Here is a 25,369-nt window from a genome sequence, read left to right on the forward strand (position 1 = left end):
CCGGCCGCGCCGCCCAGCCGGGCGGCGCGCACACGGCACCTCGAGCCCGAGCGCCCGCAACCGCATCGCCAGTGGCACCACCGGCTCGGACGGCACGTCCGTTCGTCGACAACGGCACGCACGCCGTGCCGGCTGTTGCCGCAGGTTGTGGCCTCGGCGGACGATTCTGCGCCACGACCCGGGTCTTGCCACAAGCCCCCGGGTGCGCTATATGTTGAAAGTGGCAGGGAGACATCTCCTTGCCATTGTTGTTTGTCCGTCCGCCGGGCCAGCCCACAACATCCGGATTCCGTTTCGGATCGACAGCCCCGGGGCCTACAGGCGCAGGGCCGGATCCAGGCCCACGGCGATCAGTTGCTCGGCAGTGAACGGGCCATGCGTGCCGGAGTCCGGGCCAGCGTTCGGGTCGTGGCAGGCGATGAAGATCCCCGTGCCGTCCGGCTTACTCATCTTCAACACGTACGGCTTGGCCAAGATCCACTCACCATTCGGGCCCCGCTGCGGCCTGTCGCTGTACGCTTCGGGGGATCGATGCATGATCGCGTCGGTCCCGTTGTCTGGTCGGGCCGCGGGCTCGGGCTCGTGGTGAGTGGTCCGGATGATGTCGACCCGGACGTCGTACACACCCGCAGAAGAGGTCAAAGTGCCTCGCCAGATGTAGGACTCACCGCCACTATCCGGCGAACCGGGGCAGGACTGGTCCAGCCGTGCGGCGTCGTACGGCACCAACTGGCTGCTGGAAGGATTCTCGGTGTCGCACTTGTGCATCTGTCGCTGCAAGGTGTCGAAGCCACCGACGTTGGGCGCCTCCCGGGCGAACGCCGATGTCAGCGCCCTCAGCAGCCGCTCCGCCGGGTCGGCCGCCGCGATGCTCGCAGACGCGGTGGCCGCGGCCGGTCCTCCCGTCGACGGCTTGAGCGTACTGGCGCCGAGGAGCGCCGACACGGCCAACAGCCCCAACGCGCCCGAACCGACCGCGAGCCGTCGCCTGCGCTGCCCGCGTCGACCACGCCGCACGAGGTCGTCGATGTCGATGGCGGTACGCGGGGAATCTCCCACGTACTCGTCGAGGGTCTTCCGGTACTCGTTCATGTCATCCCTCACCCACACACGTATTCGCCGCCACCGACCGCAGCGTCTCCAGTGCCCGAGCGGACTGACTCTTGACGGTCCCCTCGGAGATGCCGAGCAGACGGGCCGTCTGCTCGACGGAAAGGTCGCAGTAGTACCGCAGGACCACCACCGCCCGCTGCCGGGGCCCGAGCCCGAGCAGCAGCCGTCCGATGGCGCCCCGGTCCTCGGGTTCCGGCGCCGCTGTCCAGTGATCCGGCAACCGCGCGGTGCTGTGTTCACGGCGGCGCCACGGCCGCCGGAGCTCGTCCAGCCAGGCGTTGGTCAGCATCCCCCGCACATAGGCGTCCAGGTTGTCCGCACGCTTGGCCGACCGCCAGGAGCGGAAGAGCTTCAACAACACTGTCGACACCAGGTCCTCGGCGGCGTGCCAGTCGTGACAGAGCAGGTACGCGACGCGACGTAGGTGCTCCAGCCGCGCGGACACGTAGTCCCGGTACTCGGCCTCGTCCTCGCGCGTCACACCCACCTCTTTCCGCGGCCACAAGCAGGGGACGTAGGGCATCCGGAGCGGGGTTGCATCTCCGCACCACGAGTTCGGCGCCCCGTCCGGCCCCGAAAGAACCGAATGCCTACCCGACGGTGCGGGCGGGCCGGGATCAGTCGAGCAGGCCGGCCTGGTGGGCGAGGATCGCCGCCTGCACCCGGTTGGCCAGGGCCAGCTTCGCGAGGATCCGGCTGACGTGCGTCTTCGCCGTCGCCTCGCTCATGTAGAGCGTGGCGGCGATCTCGGTGTTCGACAGCCCGCCGCCGACCGCGACCAGCACCTCTCGTTCCTTGCCGGTGAGCACCGCGAGCCGCCGCTCGGCGTCGCCGCGCCGGTCCGGTGTCGGCTCGGCGAAGGTCCGCAGCAGCCGGCGGGTGACCCGTGGCGAGATCATCGCGTCGCCGCGCGCCGCGCTGCGCACCGCGGCGAGCATGTCGCCGGCCGACGCGTCCTTCAGCAGGAACCCGACCGCCCCGTTGCGGAGCGCGGTCCGCACGTACTCGTCGAGGTCGAACGTGGTGAGCACGACGACGTACGGCGCCCGGTCCAGCCGTGCCATCCGCTCGGTGGCGGTCAGCCCGTCGCCCCGGGGCATCCGGATGTCCATGAGTACGACGTCGGGGCGGAGCGTCCGGGCGAGGTCGACGGCCTCGACGCCGTCGGAGGCCTCCCCCGTCACGGTGATGTCGGGGGCCGCCTCCAGGATGGTGCGCAGCATCGACCGCACCATCCACTCGTCGTCGACGACCAGGACGCGGATCGGGCCGCTCGGAGAGGTCACCGCTGCTCCCCTCGGTGGATCGGCACCTCGGCGATCACCTCGAAGCCGCCGTCGGCTGTGGGGCCCGCGGTGAACGCGCCGCCGACCAGCCGCACCCGCTCCGCGAGCCCGAGCAGCCCGTGGCCGCCGGCCGGCAGCGAGGCACCGTCGACCGGCCGCCCCCGGCCGTTGCTGACCGACAGTCGCACCAGGTGCGGGGTCTGCTGGACGCACACCCGGGTCGGTGCTCCCGGTGCGTGCTTGTGCACGTTGGTCAGCGCCTCCTGGACGAACCGGTAGGCCGTGTGCTCCACGAGCAGCGGGGGCCGTTCCCCCGCGTGGTTCGCCACGTCGAGGGTGACGGGGGTGCCGATCCGTCGGGACTCCTCGATCAGGACGTCCAGCTCGGCCAGTCCCGGGTGCGGCGTGAGCGGGGCGTCGCCGTCGTTGCGCAGGACCGCCACCAGGGAGCGGAGTTCGGCGAGCGCCTCGCGTCCGGTCGCGCCGATCTGCCGGCCGATGGTGACCGCATCCTCGCCCTGGGCCACTTCCAGGGCGGTGGCCTGCAGCACCATCACCGAGACCCGGTGCGCGACCAGGTCGTGCATGTCCCGGGCGATCTGGGCCCGCTCGTCGCTGCGGGCGCGGGCGACCCGCTGCTGGTGCTCGCGTTCGACGCGTTCGGCCCGCTCCCGGATGCGTTCCACCAGTTCGTGCCGGGTGCCGACGTACATGCCGAGCAGCGCCGGCGCGACACAGACCGCCGTGCTGATCGGAATCGCGCCGTCGGCTCCGGCGAAGCGCCAGAGCGGGATGCCCACCAGGACGGCGGATGCCACCGTGCCGGTGGTGACCTTGGGCCAGGCGGTGGTGCGCTCGGCCAGCGTGTAGAGCGCGACCGCGACGGCCGCGTGCGCCGGCACGAGGGCGTTCGCCAGCAGTGCTCCCGCCAGCACGGTCACCGGAAGCCGGCGTCGCCACCGGGTGAGCAGCCCGACTCCCACGGCGAGCGGGAGGCCGAGCCAGGGCGGCGGAACGCCGTCGTCGAGCCCGGCGAGCGTCGGCCCGAAGAAGTCGGTACCGAACTCGCCCGTCGCCGTGAGCACCGCGACGACGAGCGCCACCGCCGTGTCGGTCACCGGGCGGCGGGACCAGGGCGTCGCCGGGCGCGGGTCGTACGCGTTCATCGTGCTCCAGGCTAGGCACCCCCGCCGCCGTGCGCGTCGGCAGAAAGTTGTACGCGACCCCGGTGGATGACACCCGATCCAACGATCCGCCTTCCCGGATCGGCCGACGTCCCGGCCCGGTCGGACCGGCAACGCTGGTCGCATGGTCATCCCAGAACGGCTGCGCCGATGGCTCGGCCCCAGGAACCTCCAGCTCGCCTTCGGGATCTTCGCCGTCGTCGCGGGGGCGTCGATCGCGCTGCGGCAGGACGCTCACCATCCCCTGTTCCAGTCGGCCGGGACAGTCGGGTACGCGGTCGCCACCGTGCTCTCCGTCGGGAGCTGGTTGGCGCTCGGCCGCGCGCCGAGCGCCGCACGCGCCCGGCGGATCCTGATCGCCTTCCACCTGCTCTTCATTCCCGCGCAGTTCCTGTTCCTGCTCGCCCACCAGCTGCCGTGGCTCGGCATGCTGCTGTCGACGATGATCACCGCCGGGCTGAAGCCGCGCTTCCCGCGGCTCGGGCGGATCGCGCGCAAGGTGTGGTTGACGCTGCACATCGGCATCGGCGTCGGCTGGCTGGGCATCTCCCTCGCGATGCTCACCCTGTCCGTCGTCGGGGTGACCGCGGACAGCCACGCCGTACGGCACGGCGCCTACCTGCTCATGGACACGTTCAACCTCGCGCTGGCGATCCCGAGCGTCTTCCTGGCGATCATCACCGGTGTGGTGGTGTCGCTCGGCACGCCGTGGGGGTTGATCAAGCACCGCTGGGTGGTCGCCAAGTTGATCATCGCGCTCAGCCTTCCGGTCCTCGCCACCTTCGAGGGCCCGTGGATCGACGAACTGGTGGCGCGCAGCGCGGACCCTGCCGCCCGACCCGGCGGGACGGGGATCCTGCTGGTCGGCGCCATGGCGCTGTTCCTCGCCCTGCTCTGGACCGCGACGATCCTCTCCGTGTTCAAACCGGGCGGCCGGACGCGCTGGGGGCGCCGGGAGAGCCCGCGAGGGCGGCCCGCGGCGACCGCCGAAGGCACCGTCCAGCCGGCCACCGGCACCAGCCGTCGCGGCCTCGCGGTGGCCGACAGGGCCGGACTAAACGCCTGAACGCCCAGCACACGCTGCCGGAGGTGGCGTCGGCCATCCATCAACGCTGATGCGTACCGGGCCGGGGGCGCTACTCTCCACGCGTGACCTTCTCCATCGTCGCCCGCTCCGCCGACGGCCGCCTGCACGGGGTCGCCGTGGCCAGCAAGTTCCTCGCCGCCGGGGCGCTCGTCCCGGCCGCCGAGGCCGAGGTCGGCGCGCTCGCCACCCAGGCCCACGTGAACCTCGCCTACCGCCCCCAGGGGCTGACCATGCTGCGTACCGGCGTGGCCGCCGCCGACGTCGTGGCCGGGCTGGTCGCCGCCGACCCGGACCGGGACCACCGCCAGGTCGGCGTGGTCGCCGCCACCGGGCCGGGCGCGACCTTCACCGGGCCGATGTGCCACGACTGGGCCGGTGGGCAGGCCGGGGACGGGTGGGCGGCGCAGGGCAACATCCTGGCCGGCCCGCAGGTGATCGACGCGATCCGGGACGCCTGGCTGGGCGGGGGCACCCTGCCGTTCCCGGAGCGGCTGCTGGCCGCGCTGCGCGCCGGCGACCAGGCCGGCGGGGACCGGCGGGGCCGGCAGAGCGCCGGGCTGCTGGTGGTCGAGCGCGGCGGCGGGTACGGCGGCACCAGCGACGTGCTGGTCGACCTGCGGGTCGACGACCACGCCGACCCGGTGACCGAGCTGGGCCGGCTGCTCGCCGTGCACACCCTGCTGTTCAGCCGGCCGGACCCGGCGACGCTGCTGGAGCTGACCGGCGCGGTCGCCGCGGAGGTCGGCGCGCTGCTGACCGCGCTGGGCCACCCGGTCGACCCGGCCGACCCGGAGGAGGCGCTCTTCTCCTGGGCGGGCATGGAGAACCTGGAGGAGCGGCTGGTGCCCGGGCGGATCGACCCGGTGGTGCTGGACCACCTGCGCAAGGCGGTGCCGCAGGTGCCCGCGCCGCGGGTCGGCGCCTGAGGTCCGGGCTCCGCTCCCGCGCCGGGATCTGCCGGGTGTCGGGGTACGTCGGTGCGGCACCACCGCGCAGCCGCTGCCCGACGGCGAGGCCGGGCGGCGCGGGCAGGCGTCGGCACTGGTTACCTGTTGGACGCCCATGGCAAGATCAGCCGCGTGCAGCTCGGGATGCTCGGACCGTTCGAGGTTCGCATGGACGACGGCGAGATCGCCGACGTGCCGGGCGCCCGGTTGCGCGGACTGCTGGTCGCCCTCGCGCTCGAACCGGGTCGCGTGGTGCCGAAGGCGACGCTCGTCGACTGGATCTGGGGCGAACACCCGCCCGCCGACGCGGCGAACGCCCTGCACCGCCTGGTCTCCCGGCTGCGCAAGGTGCTGCCGGACGGTTCGGTCGAGGGGCAGCCGGACGGCTACCGCCTGGCGGTGCAACCCGACGCCGTCGACGCGGTGCGTTTCGAACGCCTCGTCGCGCGGGCCCGGGACGACGAGGGTCCGCAGCGGGCACGCCGGCTGCGCGAGGCCCTCGCCCTGTGGCGCGGCGCGGCCATGCAGGACGTCGGCCTGCCCGAGAGCGGGGCGTTCGACGCGGCGGTCGCCCGGCTGGAGAGGCTGCGCCTGGCCGCCCTGGAGGATCGGTTCGACGCGGAGATCGGCCTCGGCCACGGCGCCGACCTGATCGCCGACCTGACGGACCTGGTGGCCGCCCACCCGATCCGGGAGCGGCTGGCCGCCGCGCTGATGCGTGCCCTCGTCGCGGCCGGCCGCGACACCGAGGCGCTGCTCGTCTACCAGCGCACCCGGGAAGCCCTGGCCGACGCGCTCGGGGTGGACCCGTCACCGGAGCTGTCCGCGTTGCACGTCACGCTGCTGCGGGGCGAGTCCGGACGGCGGGAGGAGAACCGGAAGACCAACCTGCGGGCCGAGCTGACCAGCTTCATCGGCAAGGACGCCGATGTCACCGCGGTGGGCAGACTCGTCGCCGAACATCGACTCACCACGCTGATCGGGCCGGGCGGCTCGGGGAAGACCCGGCTGGCCACGGAAACCGCGCGCACCCTGCTGGGTGACCTGCCGGACGGGGCCTGGCTGGTGGAGCTGGCGGCCATCGGCGCCGACGGCGACGTGGCGCAGGCGGCACTGGCCGCGCTCGGCCTCCGGGATGCGCTGCTCGGCGAGACCCCGAACGTGGAGCCGACGGAGCGTCTCGTCGCCGCGATCCGCGAGCGGGAGACGCTGCTGATCCTGGACAACTGCGAGCACGTGATCGAGTCGGCGGCGGCGTTCGCCCATCGCGTGCTGGGTGAGTGCCGGCGGCTGCGGATCCTGGCGACGAGCCGGGAACCGCTCGGCATCACCGGTGAGGTGCTGTGGCCGGTCGTGCCGCTGGCCCTGCCGGAGCGGCACGCCGGTCCCGCCGAGATGGCGTCCGCGCCCGCCGTCCAGTTGCTGCGGGACCGGGCGAGCGCGGTGCGCAAGGATCTGGCGGTGGACGCCCACACGCTGTCGACGATGGTGCGGGTCTGCCGGGCGCTGGACGGGATGCCGCTGGCGATCGAACTGGCCGCGGCCAGGTTGCGCACCATGTCCCTCGATCAGCTCGCCAACCGGCTCGACGACCGGTTCCGCCTGCTGACCGGCGGCAGCCGTACGGCGCTGCCGCGACACCGGACGCTGCGCGCGATGGTCGACTGGAGCTGGGAGTTGCTGACCGACGCGGAGCGGATGGTGCTGCGCCGGCTCTCGGTGTTCGCCGGCGGGGCGAGCCTGGAGGCGGCCGAGCGGGTCTGCGCCGGCGACGCGGTCGAGCCGGAGCAGGTCCTCGACCTGCTCATCGCGCTGGTGGAGAAGTCGCTGCTGGTCGCGGAGGGCGGCGACGCGCCGCGCTACCGGATGCTCGGCACGATCAAGGAGTACGCCGGGCACCGCCTCAGCGACGCCGGGGAGTCGGATCTGGCGCGCCAGGCGCACCTCGCCTACTTCACCGAACTGGCCGAGACCGCGGAGCCGCACCTTCGCCGCGCCGAGCAACTGGAGTGGCTCGCCACGCTCAACGTCGAGCACGACAACATCAGCGCCGCGATGCGGGGCGCGCTCGCGGCCGGCGAGGCGCAGGCGGCGATGCGGCTGGCGGCCGGCGCCGGCTGGTACTGGTGGCTCAGCGGGCACAAGGCCGAGGGCATCGAGCTGCTCATCGCGGCCACCAGGACGCCCGGCGAGGTGCCCGACGAGATCCGGGCCATGGTGTACGCGTTCGTCGTGCTGTTCGTCAGCGGTGGGCGGGGCGACGAGCACCAGGCCGCGGAGTGGATCCACCAGGCCTACCGGCTCAGCCAGCGCAGCCGGTCCCGCAAGCCGCTGCTGGCGCTGGTCGTTCCGCTGGAGCGCATGTTGCAGGCGCCGGACGCGGTCCTGCCCGCCTGGGAACCCCTGCTGGACAGCGAGGACCCCTGGGTACGCGCACTGGCCCGGCTGCAACTGGGCAAGATGCGGATCCTGCTCGGTCACGGCGGGCGGGACGCGGACGCCCACCTCGAGCTGGCGCTGGCCGAGTTCCGGGCGACCGGCGAACGGTACGGGATCTCGTTCGCGCTGACCGAGCTGGCGGACCGCGTCGCCATGCGCGGCGAGTTCGCCGCCGCGTGCCGGCACTACGAAGAGGCGATCGCGATCGTCACCGAGGTCGGCGCCGTCGAGGACGTCATCCGGATGCGGTCCCGGCAGGCGCAGCTGTACTGGCTGCTGGGTGACGAGCAGTCGAGCGCGACCGCCCTGGCCGAGGCGCACCGGTGCGCGGAACGGGTCACCTGGCCGGACGCGCTGGCCCTGCTGGCCCTGTCGAGGGCGGATCTCGCTCGGTGGAGCGGCGACGCCGAGGAGGCGTACCGCCAGCTCGAGGTCGCGACGACCATGCTGGGCGACGACGCGGAGCTGGCGAACGCCCGTGCGGTGACCCACGACCTGCTGGGCTACCTCGCGACCGACCTCGACGAGGCCCGGAAGCACCACGCCGCGGCCTGCCAGGCCGCGGCCGAGACCGGGCACGCCCCGCTGATCGCCCGGATCCTCGTCGGCGTCGCGGACCTGGCGCTGCGCCGCGGCCAGTACGAGCAGGCCGCGCGGCTGCTCGCGGCGAGCACCGGGGTGCGCGGGCTGCCGGATCTGTCGCATCCGGATCTGGCCCGGGTCGAGCGGGCAGTGCGGAGCCGCCTCGGCGAGGTGGGGTTCGCCGAGGCGGCTCGGGTGGGTGCGGAGGTGGGTTGGGGTCAGCTGGTGGGGGTCACGCTCGCTTGTTGAACGTGGCACGCGCCCACAGGTATCCGACGAGGGCGATGGCGGTGCACCAGGCGACGGCGATGATGGTGTCGGTGGTCGAGGGTGTGCTGTTGAGCAGTCCGCGGAGGGTTTCGATGATCGGTGTGAAGGGCTGGTACTCGGCGAATTCGCGCAGGCCGGGGCCCATCTTGTCGGCGGGGACGATGGCGCTGCTGAAGAAGGGCAGCATGACCAGGGGCACGGCGGCCAGGCCGGCGGTTTCCACGGATTTGGCGGCGAGTCCGAGGGCGACGGTGAGCCAGGCGGCGGCGAAGCCGAGCAGCACGATGATGCCGAGCACGCCGAGCCAGTCGAGCAGACTCGCCGAGGGGTCGAATCCGAGGAGGAAGGCCACCGCGATCAGGGCGGCGATGGCGACCAGGTTGGTCAGCACGGTCGCGACGACGTGGCCGGTGAGCACCGCGCCGCGGGAGACGTGCATGACTTTGAACCGGTTGATGATGCCTTTGGTCATGTCGGAGTTCACCGCGGTGGCGGTGGCGCCGAGGCCGTAGCAGACGGCCAGCAGCATCAGCCCGGGTGTGGCGTAGTCGATGTAGTCGACCCCGACGCTGAAGGCGTCGCCGAACATGTACACGAACATCAGCATGATCACGATCGGCATCAGGACCGCGTTGAACACCGAGGTCGGGTTCCGGGTGATGTGCGTGAAGTTGCGACGCAGCATGACCATCGCGTGGGACGTGCTCATTTCGCGGTCACCTCCGTGGTGCGGCCCGTGAGGGCGAGGAAAACATCGTCGAGGTCGGGGGTGTGCACGGAGAACTCCTCCGCGCGCAGGTGGTACTCGTCGAGCCGGTCCAGCAGCGCCCGCAGCGACGCCGTCCCGCCGTCGCTGGGCACCCGCACGGTCAACGCCTCCTCGTCGCGCGCGGCGTCGGGGAAGATCCGGCCGGCCGCGTCGAGGTCCGCGGCGGTGGCCAACCGCAGCCGCACGTGCGTTCCCGGGATCTGGCGCTTGAGCTCGTCGGGCGTGCCCTGGGCGACCAGCCGCCCCTGGTCCAGCACCGCGACCCGGTGGGCGAGCTGGTCGGCTTCCTCCAGGTACTGGGTGGTGAGGAAGACGCTCACCCCGTCGGCCACCAGATCCCGGATGATCGACCACATGGTCCGGCGGCTACGCGGGTCCAGCCCGGTCGTCGGCTCGTCCAGGAAGATGATCCGCGGGTTGCCGACCAACGTCATCGCCAGGTCGAGCTTGCGGCGCATACCACCGGAGTACGTCGACGCGGGCTTACCCGCCGACTCGGTCAACTCGAACCGCTCCAACAACTCCGCCACGACCCGCTTACCGTCCCGGGCCGGCACCCGACCCAGGTCCACCATCAACTGCAGGTTCTCCCGCCCGGTCAACAACTCGTCCACCGCCGCGAACTGACCAGTCACCCCGATCACCGACCGCACCGCCCTCGCCTCGGTCGCCACATCGTGACCCGCCACCCGCACCGACCCACCGTCAGCCCGCACCAACGTCGTCAACACATTCACCGTCGTCGTCTTACCCGCCCCATTCGGACCCAGCAGAGAGAAGATCGTGCCCGCCTCGACCCGCAGATCGACGCCGTCGAGCACCACCCTGTCCCCGAACGCCTTCCGCAAACCGGAAACCTCAATCGCTGAACTTGTCATGCGACCACGATCGCCGGGTGATCTGTCACCGCCCTGTCATGCCGCTGACACGACCACTGACACGGCTGGCCGGGGCGGGCCGGGCGACCCGCTCCGACTCGGCCATCGAGCCGCCGGGCGGTGATCAGCCGGCGAAGGAGAGCCAGCGGAAGCCGGCGGCGTCGGCGGTCGCCCGCTCGGCGTCGGTGAGGTCGACCCGGCCGGTCGCCTTGCGGATCAGGGTCAGCCGGTCCCAGCCCAGCTCGGCCGGGACCGGGTGGCCGCCGGTGAGCAGGCCGGCGACGACCTCCGCCGCGGTCGGGGTGAGCCACGGCGACCGGTCCAGCGCCGCCGCCAGGTCCAGGCCGTGCACGGCGACCTCCACCACCCGGGTACGCAGGAACTCGCCGAGCGCCATCGCGTCGCCGTGCCGGGTGCGTACCACGCGGCCGGGCGGCTGGGCGTCGACCGCGTCGAGGGTGGCCCGCCAGGCCCGGTCGAAGTCCGCGACCAGGGCGGCGCCGTCGAGTTCCCGGGCCTCCCGCCGGCCGGCGTCGATCCGGTCGGCGTCCACCGCCGGGGCGAACTTGGCCACGCCGAAGTAGCCGGCGGCGTCCACCTCGGCGCGGGCCGGGGCCGGCGCGGCGAGCATGTCGACCAGCCGCCCGGCGCCGGTACGCACGTGCGCGAGCAACTCCCGCACGGTCCACGGCGCGCAGCCGGTGGGCCGGTCGAAGTCGGCCTCGTCGAGGTCGCGCAGCGCCTCGCCCAGCCGGGCACACTCGTCCCGGAATCCCGCCCGCACGGTCTCCACCGGTCCCCCCTCCGCCGGTCCGTACCCTCTCACATCGTCCGGAGCCCGGAAGCCCATGGTCAGCCGCGGCGCCACCAGGACCAGTTCGCCCGCGAGTCGGCCGGGTGGGGCGGTTCCGGCGGGCGGCGGGCGGCGCGACGGGTGTCGACGACGGCGATGCCGAACAGCACCAGCGCGGCGGTGATCCCGGCGGCCAGCGGCGGAGCGGTGAGCAGCGGCAGCACGGCGGCCAGCAGCGCACCGACGCCGATCCAGCGGCGTACGGAAACCCGGGAGAAGACCGCGTGTTCCAGGGCGGCCCGGCCGGCGAGGAAACAGGCCGGCCCGCCGAGGACCAGCACCAGCCACGCCGGGTAGGCCCGGCCGAGGGTGTGGATCTGGACGAGTTCGTGCCCGATCGCCGTGATCACGATCCCGAAGATGATCACCGCGTGGACGGACGCGACGAAGCGCCCCAACCCGGCGGGGTCCCGGGCCGCGGCGACGGCCTCTCCGAGCACCAGGCCGGCCCGGTGGAAGTAGATGCGCCACAGCAGGACCACCGTGACGAAGGCGGTGACCAGCGCGGTCGTCGCGTAGCCGGCACCGCGGTCGGGGCCGGTGGAGTAGATGATGCCGACCGCGAGGAACGTCTCGCCGAGGGCGATCAACACCAGCTGCGTGTACCGGTCGGCGAGATGGTGCGGCGCGGCCGTCCACGCCGACGTCCTGCCACGTCCCAGCCGCGGTACCGGCCAGCCCAGCCGGGCCGAGCCGACGTCGATGACCGCCGCCAGGATCCACAGCAGCAGGTGCGCCGGGCCGGGTACGAGCGCACCGAGAATCCAGAACGGTCCCGACCCGGCGAACCAGAGCGCGATCCGCCAGTACACCCGGGCCAGCGGGTGCCCGCCGAGCATCACGGCGAAGATCACCGACCAGCTCAGCTGGCCGAGCACGTACGACAACGCGAAGGGCAGGGCGCCAGCGCCGTCGAACACGTGCTCCACGTTGGCGCCCATGATCAGCAGAGCGAATCCCGTGGTCAGGATCGCCCACTGCGCCGCCGGACCCCGCGGATCGAGGCGCGCGGTCCGGTAGGCGGTGATCGTCCACATCCAGAACAACGGCACGAACACCAGCACCGTACGCCCCAGGGCGGTCCAGCGCCGGGCCATGTCGGAGCTGTCCAGGCCCGGCCCCTCCAGGCCGGTCACCGCGGAGGCCACCAGCCGGTTCAAGGCGAACACCATCACCAGGTCGAAGAAGAGCTCCACGTACGTGGCCTGCTGCGCGCTCTCCGGGCTGCGCAGCAACCCGGCCGCCTGACCCTGCCCCCGGCTCCGCCACGCTCTGCGCACCTGCCCATCGCAGCCGACTTCCGACCGGTTCGTGGCACAACCGCCGGATGCGCTGGTCCCGCGTCCGGTGGCGGGCCGTTTCGGCGCCCGTCCGGCGGGTACGCGCGACCCGGTCGACGGAGAGGAGCGTCAGGGATGGCCGGGATCATGATGCGCAGCCCCGCGTTCAACGACCACGACCGGCTGCCGGACCGGGTCTCCCGCGACGGCGGCAACGTCTCGCCGCCGCTGGAGTGGTCCCGGGTGCCGGATTCCGCCGTCGAGCTGGTGCTGCTCGTGGAGGATCCGGACGCCGGGAAGACGCCGTTCCTGCACTGGCTGGTCACCGGCATCGCGCGGAACTCGGACGGATCGCCGGAGGGCGGCGTGCCGCTCGGTGGCCGGGAGTGGCCCAACGGCTTCGGCGAGCTGGGCTGGGGCGGGCCGCAGCCGCCCCGGGGCGACGACCCGCACCGCTACTTCTTCCGGCTCTACGCCCTGCAACGGCCGCTGGAACTTCCCGACGCGCCGCAGGTGCCCGACGTGTACCGGGCGCTCACCGACAAGGAGTTCGCCAGCGGCACCATGGTCGGCACGTACGCCCGCTGACCGCGGTCAGCCCGGGCGGCGCGGGACGAGCCGGTGCACGACGCCGAGCACCAGCGCCATCACCAGCCCCATCGTGCCGGCGATGCCCGCGGCGCTGCCGGCGTAGCCGACGAACAGCGGCCGCCGGGACAGCTCGGTGGGTGGGGTCCCGCGCAGGTCGACCAACCAGGACAGGGCCAGCGCGCAGCCGATCACCGCCAGCGCGCCGCCGACGCCGAGCACCGCCGCGGCGACCCGGTGCGCGTCGGCGGCGGCCACCTGCGCCTGTTCGCGCTGGAGGACCAGGAGCAGCAGCCCGGCCAGCGCCGCCCAGACGCCGACCACGAGGAACGCCGCCACCGCGTCGCTGGGCCGGTGCCAGCCGGCGGAGAGGGTGGCCACCCCGGCGACCGCGGCGTAGCCGGCGCCGAGGAAGGCACCGAGCGCCCGGACCTTGCGGGGCAGCACGAGCACCAGCGCCACCGCCACCGAGGCGGCGACCGTGGCGTGGCCGCTGGGCAGGCTGTTGCCGGCGTACGCGCGTTGCAGGTCGATGCCGAAGTCGGGCCGGTCCAGGCCGTACTTGAGCAGTTGGGTGCTGACGTTGGCGCCGACGACCAGCAGGGTGGCCGTGACGGCCAGGGCGACCCGCCCCCGGATCAGGGCGATGAAGCCGATCACCGCGGTGGTCGCCAGCAGGGACACCACCGACATGGCGTTGAGCAACCGGTCCACCGGCTCGTCGATGCGGTCCTGGCCGATCCGGTTGCCGGTCAGCGCGACGGTGTCCACCCACTGGCCCAGCCCGGTGTGCACGGCGACCCGCCACACGACGACCAGGGCCGCCGCCTGGACGATGGCCAGTACGACCAACCAGACCGCCGTCCAACCCCTTGCCGTCGCGCGCACCCGCACACGGTAGCCGGGCGGGTGGGCCGGAACGGCGACGGCCCGCGGGCTGCCACTGCGTCGATTCACCACGTCCGACCGGGTACCCGATAACGCGTCGCGGCTACCACATTAGGTTGGTGTCGACGGTAGGAGGTGACGGTGGCCAGCGGACCGGAGCAGAACCTGCCGCCCACCGACCGGTCCGAGGCGGCGGTGGGCCGGCCGGAGTCGCTCGCCGACCTGCTCGGTGGCCGGCGGGGCGCGGTCGACGCCACCCTGCCGCCGGTGGCGTTCGCCGCCGGCTGGGTGCTCGGCGGGCAGTCGCTCTGGGCCGGGATCGGGGCGGCCGTGGTCGCCGGCACGGCGGTCGCCGGCTGGCGGCTGCGCCGCGGCGACCGTCCCCGGTCGGTGCTGATCGGGTTGCTCGCCGTCTGCGTGGCCGCGCTGATCGCGTTGCGTACCGGCCGGGCGGAGGATTTCTTCCTGCTGCAACTGCTCTCCAACGCGGCGAGCGCGTTGGCCTGGATGGTGAGCATCGCGGTGCGCTGGCCGCTGCTCGGGGTGGTGGTCGGGGTGGCCCTCGGGCAGCGCAGCCGGTGGCGGCGGGATCCGGCGCTGCTGCGCGCGTACGGGCGGGGCAGCTGGGTCTGGGCGGCGAGCTACGTGGTGCGGGTGGCGGTGTTCCTGCCGCTCTACCTCGCCGGCCAGGTGCTCGCGCTGACCGTGGCCCGGGTGGCGCTGAGCTGGCCGCTGGTGGCCACCGCGCTGGCGGTGAGCTGGGTGGTGGTGCGCCGGTCGCTGCCGGCGGGCCATCCAGGGCTGCGGCACCCGGTGGACCGGGCCGCCGAGGTGGCGACGGCGCCGGAAAAGTGAGGGAGAGGCCGCCACGGGGGGAGCGGCCTCTCCGGTGACGTACGTTACTCCGTCCCGGCTCCGCGCGTGATCCCGTGACGGCCTCTTTTTTCGGGCTTTTTCGAGCCGCGCGGTGTCCGGGCGGTGGGGTGGGCCGACCGACCCGCTGCGTCGGCCGGATGGCCGGCCCACCCCGGCCTGACCGTGGGCGTCAGGCCGCCTCGCCGACCGGGCTCGGGGTCTGCTCCCGCCGCCCGATCGGCTCCCGGGTGGACGACCGCGCCGTCCACCCGGGACGCCGGTTCAGCCGTTCGGGAACAGGTGTCCGTAGTCGGCGTACGCCATGGCGACGTCGGCCTGCGCCCAGAACCGGTGGTAGTTGAAGGTCGGCTCGGGGCCGCCGTTCAGGTACGCCTGGACCTTGGGCCAGGCCGGGTCGTTCTTGTAGAAGGAACGGATGTCGACGAAGCTCTTGCCGGCGGCGATGGCGTCGCCGTTGGGCATCGTCCCGGTCCAGCCCGGCGGGATGTAGAGCCCCTGGCCGGTGCCGGCGTCGTAGACGTCGTCGAAGCGGCGGTAGTCGCCGCGCTTCTCGGTGGTGGAGACGCCCTGCGCGTCGCTGGCCGCGTGCAGCGCGTCCAGCAGCCCCTTGGCGGTGTTCTTCGCCGCGGTGTTGCCGGACTTGGCCGCGTACGCGATGAGGGTGCGGGCGTAGGCGGCGGCGACGCCGACGTCCTGGCCCCGCGTGGTGACCTCGACGTGCAGGTTGGTGTTGGGCTGCGGGTTGGTCGGGTTCCAGGTGATCGGCTGGCCGCTCCAGGTCATGTCCGACGGGATCGACCAGTTGGTGCCGAGCGTGGTGTTGGCGATCGCCCACGGCACCCACTTGTCCAGCAGCGCCTTGGCCCGCGCGTTGCCGGTCTGCAGGTAGAGCTCGGCGATCCGCTGCATCGACCAGGCCTGCATGCCGAACCACTGGTTGGACGGCGGGTCGTTGTAGACCGGGTCGACGTCGTAGAACATGCCGTAGAAGGTGGAGGTGCCGGCCGGCGGCTGGCCGTAGTGCCCACCCCAGCTGTTGGTCGCGCCGCCGGCGATGCCGCCCTCGGCGGACTGGAGCCAGGTGTAGAACTCCAACTGCCGCTCGAAGCTCTTGGTCCAGTCGTCCACCGCGGTGGGCGACTTCGGCTTCAGCTCGGTCACGTTGGTCAGCGCCCAGGCCGCGAACGGGTTCTGGTAGCCGAAGTGGTTGTGGCTGGAGCCGATCCGCCAGGACCAGTTCTGGTTCGTCTCGTACGCGCCGCCCCAGGCGTAGTACCAGGACATCAGGTAGTGCGCGGAGTCCCGGCCGGTGCCGGCCGGGCAGGTGGTGGGGCCGACGCAGTTGCCGATCTTCTTGAAGTACTTGTCGAACATCGCGTAGCGCAGGTAGTCACCCATCTTGGCGGCCTTGGCCACGGTGGCCGCCACGTCGGCCGCCTTGCCCTGCTCCTTGGCCCAGGTCAGCGCCCAGTAGGCGGCCTGCACCGCGCGGGCGTCGGCGTCCGGGGCGTTGGTGTACTTCCACTGCTTCGCCGGTGCGTTGGACTCCTTGATGAACAGGTCCAGGTAGCCGTACCGGCCGCCGTGGGCGAAGGTGTCGCAGGACGGCTGCGGCACGGTCTCCCACACCGACTCCTGGGTGCCGCGCTGGAAGGTGTTGATGTACGCCGGCCGGCTGGTGCCGTCGCCGCACCGGCCGTAGCCGTAGGTGTTGTCCACGTCGAGCAGCCAGTGCATGCCGTAGATGTCGCCGGTGCCGTAGGTGGACTGCAACTCGCTGCGCAGCGGGTCCTGGCCGACCGACACCGACGGTTCCAGCTGGGACGGGTACTGGCTGGGCAGGTCGTGCTCGGCGGCGTACTGCGGGGTGCCGGCCGCGCCGGCGGTTGGCTGGTCGGCGTGCGACGGGATGATGTACTTCTCCATCACCGTCCAGGCGTTGTTGAACGGGGCCCAGTTCTGGGTGACCCGGCCGTACTGGGCCTCCAGCCACAGCCAGAAGCTGAACGCCTCGGAGGTGGTCTCGTGGCCGTGGTCGGGCGCCTCGACGATCAGCGTCTCGATGGAGTGGTACGGCACGCCCTCCGGGCTGAAGTAGCCGGAGTTCTTGATCTTGCCGTACTGGGTGAGGAACCGCTCGACGTACTCGTTGTCGCCGCCCGGGGTGTCGTTGTCGATCTCGGTGGCGGTGATCGCCAGCGGGGCGTACCCGGTGGCCGAGGCGGTGAGGGTGGCGGTGCCGCCGACGGTGTCGGCGTCCTCCGCCGCGGCGACGGTGACGTTCACCCCGGTGTTCCAGTTGCTCGGGGTCAGCGTCACGGTGCTCGGCGCGACACTGATGTCCGCGTCCCCGGTGCGGGCGACGGTCACCGGGACGTTGGCCGTCGGGGCCGCGCTGAGCTTGAGGTTGACGGTGGAGCTGGACCCCTCGGTCACGCTCACCGAGGACGGGGTCGCCACCAGCACCGGCCCGCTGGCCGGGGTCACCGTGAAGGCCCGCTCCGCGGTGGCGGTCAGGTTGGCGTTGTCGTACGCCTTGGCCTGGACGGTGTAGTCGCCGGCCGGCAGGTCCTCCAGCGTGTAGCCGTACGGGGCCGTGGTGTCGGTGTTGACCAGCAGGCCGTTGCGGTAGAACTCGACCTTGCTGATGGTGCCGTCCGGGTCGCTGGCGGTGGCGGTCAGCGGCACGTCGGCCGGCGCCTCGAACGGGCCGGCGGGCACGCTCAGCCCGACCGTCGGGGGCTGCTGCGGCGTGCCGCCGCAGGTGACGCCGTTGACCGAGAACGAGGTCGGCTTCGGGTTGCTGCCGCTGTACGAGCCGTTGAAGCCGATGCTGGTGCTGGCTCCGGTGCCCAGGTTGCCGTTCCACGCCTCGTTGGTGGCGGTGACCTCGTTGCCGGTCTGGCTCCACCGGGCCGACCAGCCCTGGGTGACCCGCTGGTTGCCGGGGAAGGTGAACTTCAGGGTCCAGCCGTTGATCGGGTCGCCGAGGTTCCTGATGGTGACGTTGGCGGTGAAGCCGGTGTTCCAGTCGTTGGTCGCGTAGACCACGTCGCAGGCCGGGGCGGCCTGCGCGGCGCCGGCCGGCAGGGTGACCCCGCCGACGGCCAGCGCGGTGACCGCGACCATCGCCAGCCGGCGACGTCGTGCCAGATTTCTCATGTGCGCGGTGTCTCCTCGGACCAGGCCGGGGGCTCGAAACCCCGGCGAGGCGCCCGCCCCGACGACGGGGATCCGGGCGCCCGGGATGGTGGTGGCCCCGGCCCGGGCGGGGTACGGCGTCGACGCCCCTGCTCGGGCGGCGTTCGCCGGCTGGCTCGGGTGCCGTGCCGGACCTGCCGGATGCCCTCGGCGACCCGCGCTCTCGCGCGCTGGCTCCGCGACGCGGTCGATCGACAGTGTGTCATGGAAGCGCTCCCACAACAAGCACGACCCGTCCCGGGCAGTCAGATGTTTCGATCTCGTTTTGGGGCTTTCACAAAGCCGTGACGGGCGTTACAGTCGCAAGCATCGTCGATGGGAGCGCTTCCATCGACAAAGTTCCACCAACAAGATCGACCTGGGGCGAGTCCGCGGACGGACCCCGGGACCAGCCCGAAGGCTGACGGCGGGCCAGCCCGGACGCCGCCGCCAGCCAACGTCCCACCCAGCGGAGGGAGGTGGATCCTCAGCCACTCGCGTGGCCCGGCTCCCGCGCGACACGCACGACAGGGACGCCAAATCCGCTCGTGCGTGCACTGCAACGGTGGGGACGGGGGTTGCCCTCCCCCGTCCCCACACTAAACCCCCCTTCATGACGGGGAAAGAGGCCGATCGGACCGACCGCGACGCCGCCACAGCCGCCTCCGTCCGCGCCTCCCCCGCCTCGCCAGCCCCCCGGCGCCCCACCGGCGCCTCGGCCGGCGCGCCACCCGCGCCCCGGCTCGGTCGCGGCACACCCACCGGTGCGCGCCGCACCCTCCCGCTCCGCCATCCCCGATCGCCGCCGCCACGGCCCGGGACCCCGTCCCGCCCCGGCCGGCGGATGACCGGCTGGCAACGCGTGACTATGCTGGGAGCGCTCCCGGCACCCGCGGCGGCCACGCACCATCAGAGGAGAATCCATGTCGACACTCACCCGGCGGCACCTGCTCCGCCGCGCCGCGCTCTCCGCCAGTTCCGCCACGGCCGCCGGGCTGGGCACCACCACGACCGCCGCCGTGGTGGGCGCCGCCGGCGGCTGCGACGACCCGGACGAGGGCGCCACGGACCCGCGGACGGACAGCGCCGGCGCGCCCGCCGGGCCGCTGCGCTTCCCGCCGGACTTCGGCTGGGGCGCGGCCACCTCCGCGTACCAGATCGAGGGCGCCGCCAAGGAGGACGGCCGCGGCGAGTCGGTGTGGGACACCTTCAGCCGGACCCCGGGCCGGGTCCGCAACGGTGACACCGGGGACGTGGCCGCCGACCACTACCACCGCTGGCGCGACGACCTCGACCTGATGCGCGACCTGGGGCTGCGCAGCTACCGGTTCTCCATCTCCTGGCCGCGCATCCAGGCCGACGGCACCGGCGCGCCCAACCAGCGGGGCCTCGACTTCTACCGTCGCCTCGTCGACGGGCTGCACGAGCGGGGCATCGCGCCGATGGCCACGCTGTTCCACTGGGACCTGCCCCAGGCCCTCCAGGACGCCGGCGGCTGGGAGTCCCGGGACGTCGCCCACCGCTTCGCCGACTACGCCGACGCCGTCTTCCACGCCCTCGGCGACCGGGTGCCGGTGTGGCTGACCATCAACGAGCCGAAGACCGTCGTGCAGAACGGCTACCTCTCCGGGCACCACGCCCCCGGCCGGCAGGACCCGGCCGCCGCGTACCTGGTCGCCCACCACCTCCAGCTCGCCCACGGACTCGCCGTCCAGGCGCTGCGCGCCGCGGACCGCGCCGGGCGGATCGGTCCCGCTTTCAACCTGCACCCCTGCTACCCCGCCGACGACACCGCGGCGGCGGCCGCCGCCACCCGGCTCTACGACGGGTACGAGAACCGGCTCTACCTCGACTCCGTCCTGCGCGGTCGCTACCCCGACGACGTGCTGGCCGACCTCGGCCCGGACAGCCGGATGGTGCGGGGCATCCACGACGGCGACCTGGCCGTCATCTCCACCCCGGTCGACCTGCTCGCCGTGCAGTACTACACGCCGATCTACGTCACCGCCGACGGCGGCACGGTGCGCCGGTGGCCCACCTCCGAGGCCGACTGGCAGCAGATCTACCCCGACGGCATGTACGACATCCTGACCCGGGTCACCCGCGACTACGGCCCGATCCCGCTCACCGTCACCGAGAACGGCCTGCCCACCCCGGACGCGCTCGGCCCCGACGGCACCGTCGACGACGCCGGTCGGATCGACTTCCTCCGCGACCACCTGGCCGCCGCGCACCGCGCGATCGGCGCCGGCGTGCCGCTGGAGAGCTTCCACGTCTGGTCGCTGCTGGACAACTTCGAGTGGGCCGAGGGCTACGACCAGCGCTGGGGCCTGATCTACGTGGACTACCCGACGCAGCGTCGGGTGCTCAAGCGCAGCGCCCACTGGTACCGCACGGTGATCGCCCGCAACGGTCTCTGACCGTCGGGGCGACCACCGGCCCGGTCGGCGGGGGCCGGTGGGGATCCGGGACGCGCGTCGCCGGGGCCCGGCACGGGGGTCCGGCGGCGCGCGACCGCCCGCGTCAGCGGGGCAGCGCCTGCTGCAACTCGGCGCGCAGCGCCGGGGTGAGCATCTCCCCCGCCTGCTTGGCCAGCCGCGCCATCTCGTAGCCGACCACGCCGATGTCGGCGTCCGCGCCGGCCAGGGTGGCCAGGATGGAACCGTCGCGCACCTGCATGACCAGGAAGTAGCCGCGCCCCATCTCGACCACCGTCTGCTTGACCACGTCGCCGTCGAACATCTGGGCCGCGCCCGCGGTGATGCTCATCAGTCCGGACGTGACCGCCGCCAGCTTGTCGGCGTGGTCCCGGGGCAGATGGTCGGAGATGGCGACCAGGAGCCCGTCGGAGGAGACCACCACCGCGTGCGCCACCCCCGGCACCCGCTGCGCGAACGCGCTGACCAGCCAGCTCAGGTCGCGAGCCTCCTGGCTCAACGTCGTCGTCACTGTCGTCCCCCTTCGGTGGGCACGCCGCCGCGCGGCATGGGTATCTCTCGGGTTTCCTCGGCCTCGGCCCGGCGCACGCCGCTGTAGAGCCGCGAGAGCATCCCGCCGACCGCGTCCGGATCCGGTTCGTGACGGATGGGCTGCTGCTCGGGCCGGGCCGATCGGGTGACCGCCGACAACTGCGCCATCGGCACCCGTACCGGCAGGCCGCGGGCGTTGGTGCCGCCGGTCACCGGGACGGGCGGCGGGACGGGGAAGCCGTCCCCGGACGGGGTCGTCGCCGGGCCGTGCCGGGACCACCAGCCGCCGCCGTCCGGCACGGGCGCCGCGGCCGGGGCGAGCACGTCCTCGGCCCGGACCGGCACCGGCCGGTTCGACCGGGGCACGGCCGGATCGGGGCGCCGACCGGCCACCGGCAGCTCGACCGGACGGGCCCGGTTCGCCGCGGCGATCGCGCCGGTGAGCATCCGGGACGCCCCCGGCGGGTCCAGCTCCGGCCCCGGGTCCGGGGCGAGCAGCTCGCGCGGCAGCCGGATCCGGGCGGTCAGCCCGTCCGCGCTCGCGTGCAGCCGTACCTCGATCTTGTGGCGGGCGGCCAGGTGGCTCACCACGAACAGGCCCATCCGCTCGACGGCGGCGACGTCGGCCGCCGGTGGTTCGGCCAGCACCGCGTTCGCCTCGGCCAACGCGGTCGGGCTCATGCCCAGGCCCTGGTCGGCGATCTCGATCACCGCGCCGTGGCCCTCCGGCCGGGCGGTGACCCGGACGACGGTGTCCGGCCGGGAGAAGGCGGTGGCGTTCTCCAGCAGCTCGGCCAGCAGGTGCACCACCTCCCCCACGGCGTGCCCGACCACGTGCAGCTCGGCCACCGACTCGTGCCGCACCCGCTGGTACTGCTCGATCTCGGCGCCGGCGGCGAGCAGCACCACGGCCAACCGGACCGGCCGGTTCCACCGCCGGGTGGACTCGGTGCCGGCCAGCACCAGCAGGCTCTCGTCGTTGCGCCGCATCCGGGCGGCCAGGTGGTCGAGCTTGAACAGGTTCTCCAGCTGGTCCGGGTCGCTCTCCTCCCGCTCCAGGTCGTCGAGGAGTTCCAGCTGCCGTTCCACCAGCACCTGGCTGCGCCGGGCGAGGTTGACGAACATGCCGTTGACGTTGCGGCGCATGGTGGCCTGCTCGACGGCGACGCTGACCGCGCTGCGGTGCACCGCGACGAACGCCTCGGCCAGCTCGCCGATCTCGTCGAGGGAGCGGACCACGGCCGGCGCCACGTCGATGGCCGGCACGCCCCCGGTGACCGTACGCAGCCGGTCCAGCGCGTCGGGCAGCTCCACCTGGGCGATCCGCAACGCCTGGCTGCGCAGCAGCCGCATCGACCGGGCCACCGAGCGTCCCACCAGGACGGAGATGAGCAGCGCGAACAGCAGCACCGTGACGATCGCGCCGGCGACCAGCAGGGTGGTCCGCAGCTGGCCGTTGCTCGCGCCGTCGGCCTGCCGGACCGCGTCGTCCAGCACCGACACCTCGAACTGCCGGAGCAGCTCCTGGCGGTCCTCGCTGGCCGCCCACCACTCCGGGGCGGGCAGCACCTGCGGTTCGCCGTCGCCCGGCAGGCTGCGCTCCTCCAGCCGGGTGGCGGCGAGGAACTCCGGATCCACCGAGGTCTGGTCGTAGCGGCGGATCTGCTCGGCGGTGGCGGCGACCCGGAACGCGCCGAGCGCGGTCAACTGCTGGGCACGCAGGTCGCTCAGCGCTACCTGGTCCTCCACGTCGTACCGGCCGGCCCGGGCGGCCTCGTAGAGCTCGGCGCGCACCCGGGAGGAGAGCTCCTTGACCCGGGCGAGCTGCACGTAGCGCAGCACCGCGTCGCTGAGCGCCGGGTGGTCGTCGCCGGGCGAGGGCTCGGCGAGCAGGTTGAGCAGCACGTCGATCGCCCGGTGGTAGTTGCTCAGGATGGTGTCGCTGCCCAGCACCGCCGGCGGCACCGCGGCCCGGATGTAGACCACCTGGTCGTACGCCTCGAGCGCCTCGGAGAAGGCGACCCGCCAGGACGCGTCGGCGTCGGTCAGCGGTTCGGCCGCCTGGCGCAGCTCCCGCATCGCCTGGTCGGTGGCGGCCTCCAGCGGCTTCAACGCGGCGATGGCGACGTCCCGGTCGCCGCCCGCGCCGGCCCGGCGCAGCTCGGCCAGCTCACCGGCGACCCGGTCGCGCTCCTGCTGGAGCCGGTGCACCGCGGCGGTGATCTCCCGGCCGATGCCCACCTGCTCGGCGAAGTCGCTCAGCGCCGTGGTCTGGTTGACCAGCGCGCCGGTCTGCACGCCGGCCAGCACGAGGAACGCCACCGAGGGGACGACCAGCACGGTGGCGAGCTTGGTCCGCATCCGCCAGTCGCGCAGCCGGAACGGCGAGCGGCGTCGGTGCGGCACGACCCGGACGTCGAACCGGCGCCGGCGGTGACTGGACACCGCGCCGTGCGCCCGGTCCGGCCCTGCGCCCACACCTGCCTCCTACGTTCCCCGCGTCCGCCGCGACCCGGGGAGCGCAGTCCATCCAATCAGGCACGCGAGCTGTGTCAACGGGCCGGGCTGAGGTGCGACTCAGGAGGGTGAGGGGCTCTCATCCGTCCGGCTGATGTCGGCGAGTCGGGCGGCGTCGTCGACCCGGCCGGACGCCACCAGCGCCGCGCCGCTGGCGCCGATCTCCGGGTTGCTGCCGTGCCACACCGGCCGGGGCGCGAGCACCGCGGCGAACGCCGAGCGCCACCACCGCGAGGCGGTCACCGCTCCCCCGCCCAGCACCACCTCGACCGGTCCGTCGACGGTGGACTCCAGCACCGTCAGGTTCTCGGCGACCAGGTCGCACAGGCCCCGCATCAGAGCGGCCAGGATGTCCACCGCGCTGGTGTTGAAGCTCAGCCCGCGCAGCTCGCCCGAGCCGGCCGGCACCAGGCCCGGCGGCCGGTCCCCACCGAAGCGGACGTTCACCGGCAGGCGACCGTCGGCCGGCAGCCGGGCCAGGGCGGCATCCAGCTCGACGCCCTCGGGCAGCCGCAGCTCCCGCCGGGCCCAGGCGAAGAGGTTGCCGCCGGAGGAGTAGGCCGCGCCGGTCACCACGTGGTCGTGGTCGACCCGGTAGCGCCAGAGCTCCTCGGGCAGCGGGGGCAGCGCCGCTCCGGCCGGAACCCGCTGCACCAGGCGGACCGCCGCCGAGGTGCCGACGGTCACCGCGGCCCGGTCCGGCCCGACGCAGCCGGAGCCGACGTTCGCCGCCGCCCCGTCGCCCACCGGGCCGGCCCACGGCGCGTCGCCGAGCTGCGGCCAGCGCCGCGCGTACGCCGGCCGCAGCCGGCCCCGCCAGGAGACCGGGGCCAGCTCGGGCAGGCCGGCGGGGCGGCTGCCGGCCAGCGCGCAGGCCTCCGGGTCCCAGTCCATCGTCCGCAGGTCCAGCAGGCCGGTGCCGGAGGCCTGGGACATCGACATGGGCGCGGCGTCGAGCAGCTCGCCGAGCACGTACTCGGGCAGGCCGAGGAACCGGGCGATCCGTGCGCCGGTGTGCTCCCGCAGCCAGGGCAGCCGCATCGACCAGTAGCAGCGGTGCCACCACGTGCCCGTGCGCCGGTGGTACTCGTCCGGGTCGGCCGGCCCGGGCGCGCCGGGCAGCGCCTCCGGTCGCGTGTCCAACCAGGTCAGCACCGGCCCCAGCGGCACGCCGTCGGCGCCCACCGGTACCACCGAGTGCCACTGCGCGCTCGTCGCCACCAGCGACACGTCCCGCAGGTGGCCGCCGGCGGCCAGCTCGTCCAGGCACTCGACCAGGCAGGCCAGGTAGCGGGGGCCGTCCAGGGTGCCGGTGCCGTCGTCGCCGACCATCAGCTCCACCCGGCGCCGGGCCAGCGCACCCGGCAACGGCCGGGCGTCCGGGTCCAGCACGAGCCCACGTACCGACGAGGTGCCCAGGTCGAGCGCGAGAATGTTCATCGCGGGTCAAGGTACCCGCTGAGCTGGCCGGCGAAGCGCTGGCGCAACGGCGTACGCCCGATCGGCTTCCCGCCGGCCGGCCCACCGCGTAGGGTGGTCGCATGCTCGCGCGACTGACCTGCTGGTGGCCCGCCGACCCGGCGGCCATCCCCCGCGCGTAGCCATCCCACGCGGCCGCCCGTCGAGGCGGCCGCCGGTCTGCTCCGGCCCCCGGGCCGTCCCG

19 protein-coding genes are annotated in these 25,369 nt (G+C 73.4%); 6 read left to right on the forward strand and 13 right to left on the reverse strand.

What is annotated here, in order from left to right; genetic code table 11:
• Positions 1 to 315: 315 nt before the first annotated feature.
• The 4 genes from Q3W71_RS16745 to Q3W71_RS16760 all read right to left on the reverse strand — a co-directional run bounded on the left by Q3W71_RS16745 (position 316) and on the right by Q3W71_RS16760 (position 3,565).
• Positions 316 to 1,092: a hypothetical protein gene (locus tag Q3W71_RS16745; protein ID WP_302920261.1), complete on the reverse strand. Its 777-nt coding sequence runs from the start codon at positions 1,090 to 1,092 to the stop codon at positions 316 to 318.
• A gap of 1 nt (position 1,093) precedes the next feature.
• Positions 1,094 to 1,594: a SigE family RNA polymerase sigma factor gene (locus Q3W71_RS16750; RefSeq protein ID WP_302920262.1), complete on the reverse strand. Its 501-nt coding sequence runs from the start codon at positions 1,592 to 1,594 to the stop codon at positions 1,094 to 1,096.
• A gap of 136 nt (positions 1,595 to 1,730) precedes the next feature.
• Positions 1,731 to 2,399: a response regulator transcription factor gene (locus Q3W71_RS16755; protein ID WP_302920263.1), complete on the reverse strand. Its 669-nt coding sequence runs from the start codon at positions 2,397 to 2,399 to the stop codon at positions 1,731 to 1,733.
• Entirely contained in the window at positions 2,396 to 3,565 is a 1,170-nt protein-coding gene (locus Q3W71_RS16760) for a sensor histidine kinase (protein WP_302920264.1), read from the reverse strand. The genes Q3W71_RS16755 and Q3W71_RS16760 overlap by 4 nt, the downstream gene beginning before the upstream one ends.
• Positions 3,566 to 3,707: 142 nt before the next feature.
• Between Q3W71_RS16760 and Q3W71_RS16765 the strand changes: the two genes are divergently transcribed.
• The 3 genes from Q3W71_RS16765 to Q3W71_RS16775 all read left to right on the forward strand — a co-directional run bounded on the left by Q3W71_RS16765 (position 3,708) and on the right by Q3W71_RS16775 (position 8,887).
• Positions 3,708 to 4,649 (forward strand): hypothetical protein, encoded by a 942-nt coding sequence (locus Q3W71_RS16765; RefSeq protein ID WP_302920265.1) that lies wholly within the window; start codon positions 3,708 to 3,710, stop codon positions 4,647 to 4,649.
• Between the two features lie 83 nt (positions 4,650 to 4,732).
• The gene (locus Q3W71_RS16770; RefSeq protein ID WP_302920266.1) at positions 4,733 to 5,596 is read left to right on the forward strand and encodes a DUF1028 domain-containing protein; all 864 of its coding nucleotides are present in this window, start codon (positions 4,733 to 4,735) and stop codon (positions 5,594 to 5,596) included.
• A 153-nt stretch (positions 5,597 to 5,749) separates the two neighbouring features.
• On the forward strand, positions 5,750 to 8,887 hold the full coding sequence (locus Q3W71_RS16775; RefSeq protein WP_302920267.1) for a BTAD domain-containing putative transcriptional regulator: 3,138 nt from the start codon (positions 5,750 to 5,752) through the stop codon (positions 8,885 to 8,887).
• On the opposite strand, the gene Q3W71_RS16780 is transcribed toward Q3W71_RS16775, so the two are convergent.
• The 4 genes from Q3W71_RS16780 to Q3W71_RS16795 form a co-directional block, all read right to left on the reverse strand.
• Positions 8,871 to 9,617: an ABC transporter permease gene (locus Q3W71_RS16780; protein WP_302920183.1), complete on the reverse strand. Its 747-nt coding sequence runs from the start codon at positions 9,615 to 9,617 to the stop codon at positions 8,871 to 8,873. The genes Q3W71_RS16775 and Q3W71_RS16780 overlap by 17 nt on opposite strands.
• Positions 9,614 to 10,555, reverse strand: a complete 942-nt coding sequence (locus Q3W71_RS16785; protein WP_302920268.1) for an ATP-binding cassette domain-containing protein — start codon at positions 10,553 to 10,555, stop codon at positions 9,614 to 9,616. Before Q3W71_RS16785 ends, Q3W71_RS16780 begins: the two co-directional genes overlap by 4 nt.
• Positions 10,556 to 10,679: 124 nt before the next feature.
• On the reverse strand, positions 10,680 to 11,405 hold the full coding sequence (locus tag Q3W71_RS16790; protein WP_302920431.1) for a maleylpyruvate isomerase N-terminal domain-containing protein: 726 nt from the start codon (positions 11,403 to 11,405) through the stop codon (positions 10,680 to 10,682).
• Positions 11,406 to 11,407: 2 nt separating this feature from the next.
• A complete protein-coding gene (locus Q3W71_RS16795; RefSeq protein ID WP_302920269.1) occupies positions 11,408 to 12,688 on the reverse strand; it encodes a low temperature requirement protein A in 1,281 nt (426 codons plus the stop codon).
• A gap of 135 nt (positions 12,689 to 12,823) precedes the next feature.
• Here Q3W71_RS16795 and Q3W71_RS16800 point away from each other — a divergent pair, with 135 nt between their 5' ends.
• Complete coding sequence (locus Q3W71_RS16800) at positions 12,824 to 13,276, forward strand: YbhB/YbcL family Raf kinase inhibitor-like protein (protein ID WP_302920270.1); 453 nt, start codon at positions 12,824 to 12,826, stop codon at positions 13,274 to 13,276.
• Positions 13,277 to 13,282: 6 nt separating this feature from the next.
• Here the strand turns inward: Q3W71_RS16800 and Q3W71_RS16805 are convergent, their stop codons facing one another.
• Positions 13,283 to 14,170 (reverse strand): phosphatase PAP2 family protein, encoded by an 888-nt coding sequence (locus tag Q3W71_RS16805; protein WP_302920432.1) that lies wholly within the window; start codon positions 14,168 to 14,170, stop codon positions 13,283 to 13,285.
• A gap of 159 nt (positions 14,171 to 14,329) precedes the next feature.
• On the opposite strand from Q3W71_RS16805, the gene Q3W71_RS16810 reads away from it, so the two are divergent.
• Positions 14,330 to 15,019, forward strand: coding sequence for a DUF3159 domain-containing protein (locus Q3W71_RS16810; RefSeq protein ID WP_302920433.1), 690 nt, complete (start codon positions 14,330 to 14,332; stop codon positions 15,017 to 15,019).
• A gap of 282 nt (positions 15,020 to 15,301) precedes the next feature.
• Here Q3W71_RS16810 and Q3W71_RS16815 read toward each other — a convergent pair whose 3' ends face one another.
• Positions 15,302 to 18,193 carry a glycoside hydrolase family 48 protein gene (locus Q3W71_RS16815; protein ID WP_302920434.1) on the reverse strand — a complete coding sequence of 964 codons (2,892 nt, stop codon included), beginning with the start codon at positions 18,191 to 18,193 and terminating at the stop codon, positions 15,302 to 15,304.
• Between the two features lie 950 nt (positions 18,194 to 19,143).
• Between Q3W71_RS16815 and Q3W71_RS16820 the strand changes: the two genes are divergently transcribed.
• Positions 19,144 to 20,640, forward strand: coding sequence for a GH1 family beta-glucosidase (locus Q3W71_RS16820; protein ID WP_302920271.1), 1,497 nt, complete (start codon positions 19,144 to 19,146; stop codon positions 20,638 to 20,640).
• 103 nt (positions 20,641 to 20,743) lie between these two features.
• On the opposite strand, the gene Q3W71_RS16825 is transcribed toward Q3W71_RS16820, so the two are convergent.
• From Q3W71_RS16825 to Q3W71_RS16835, 3 genes are all read right to left on the reverse strand, one after another.
• On the reverse strand, positions 20,744 to 21,157 hold the full coding sequence (locus tag Q3W71_RS16825) for a roadblock/LC7 domain-containing protein (RefSeq protein ID WP_172899480.1): 414 nt from the start codon (positions 21,155 to 21,157) through the stop codon (positions 20,744 to 20,746).
• 8 nt (positions 21,158 to 21,165) lie between these two features.
• Positions 21,166 to 23,667: a nitrate- and nitrite sensing domain-containing protein gene (locus Q3W71_RS16830; RefSeq protein WP_302920272.1), complete on the reverse strand. Its 2,502-nt coding sequence runs from the start codon at positions 23,665 to 23,667 to the stop codon at positions 21,166 to 21,168.
• A 99-nt stretch (positions 23,668 to 23,766) separates the two neighbouring features.
• Positions 23,767 to 25,146: a gluconokinase gene (locus Q3W71_RS16835; RefSeq protein WP_302920273.1), complete on the reverse strand. Its 1,380-nt coding sequence runs from the start codon at positions 25,144 to 25,146 to the stop codon at positions 23,767 to 23,769.
• Between the last annotated feature and the right edge of the window lie 223 nt (positions 25,147 to 25,369).

Origin of the sequence: Micromonospora sp. C28SCA-DRY-2 (assembly GCF_030519475.1) — a bacterium.
Classification (GTDB): domain Bacteria; phylum Actinomycetota; class Actinomycetes; order Mycobacteriales; family Micromonosporaceae; genus Micromonospora.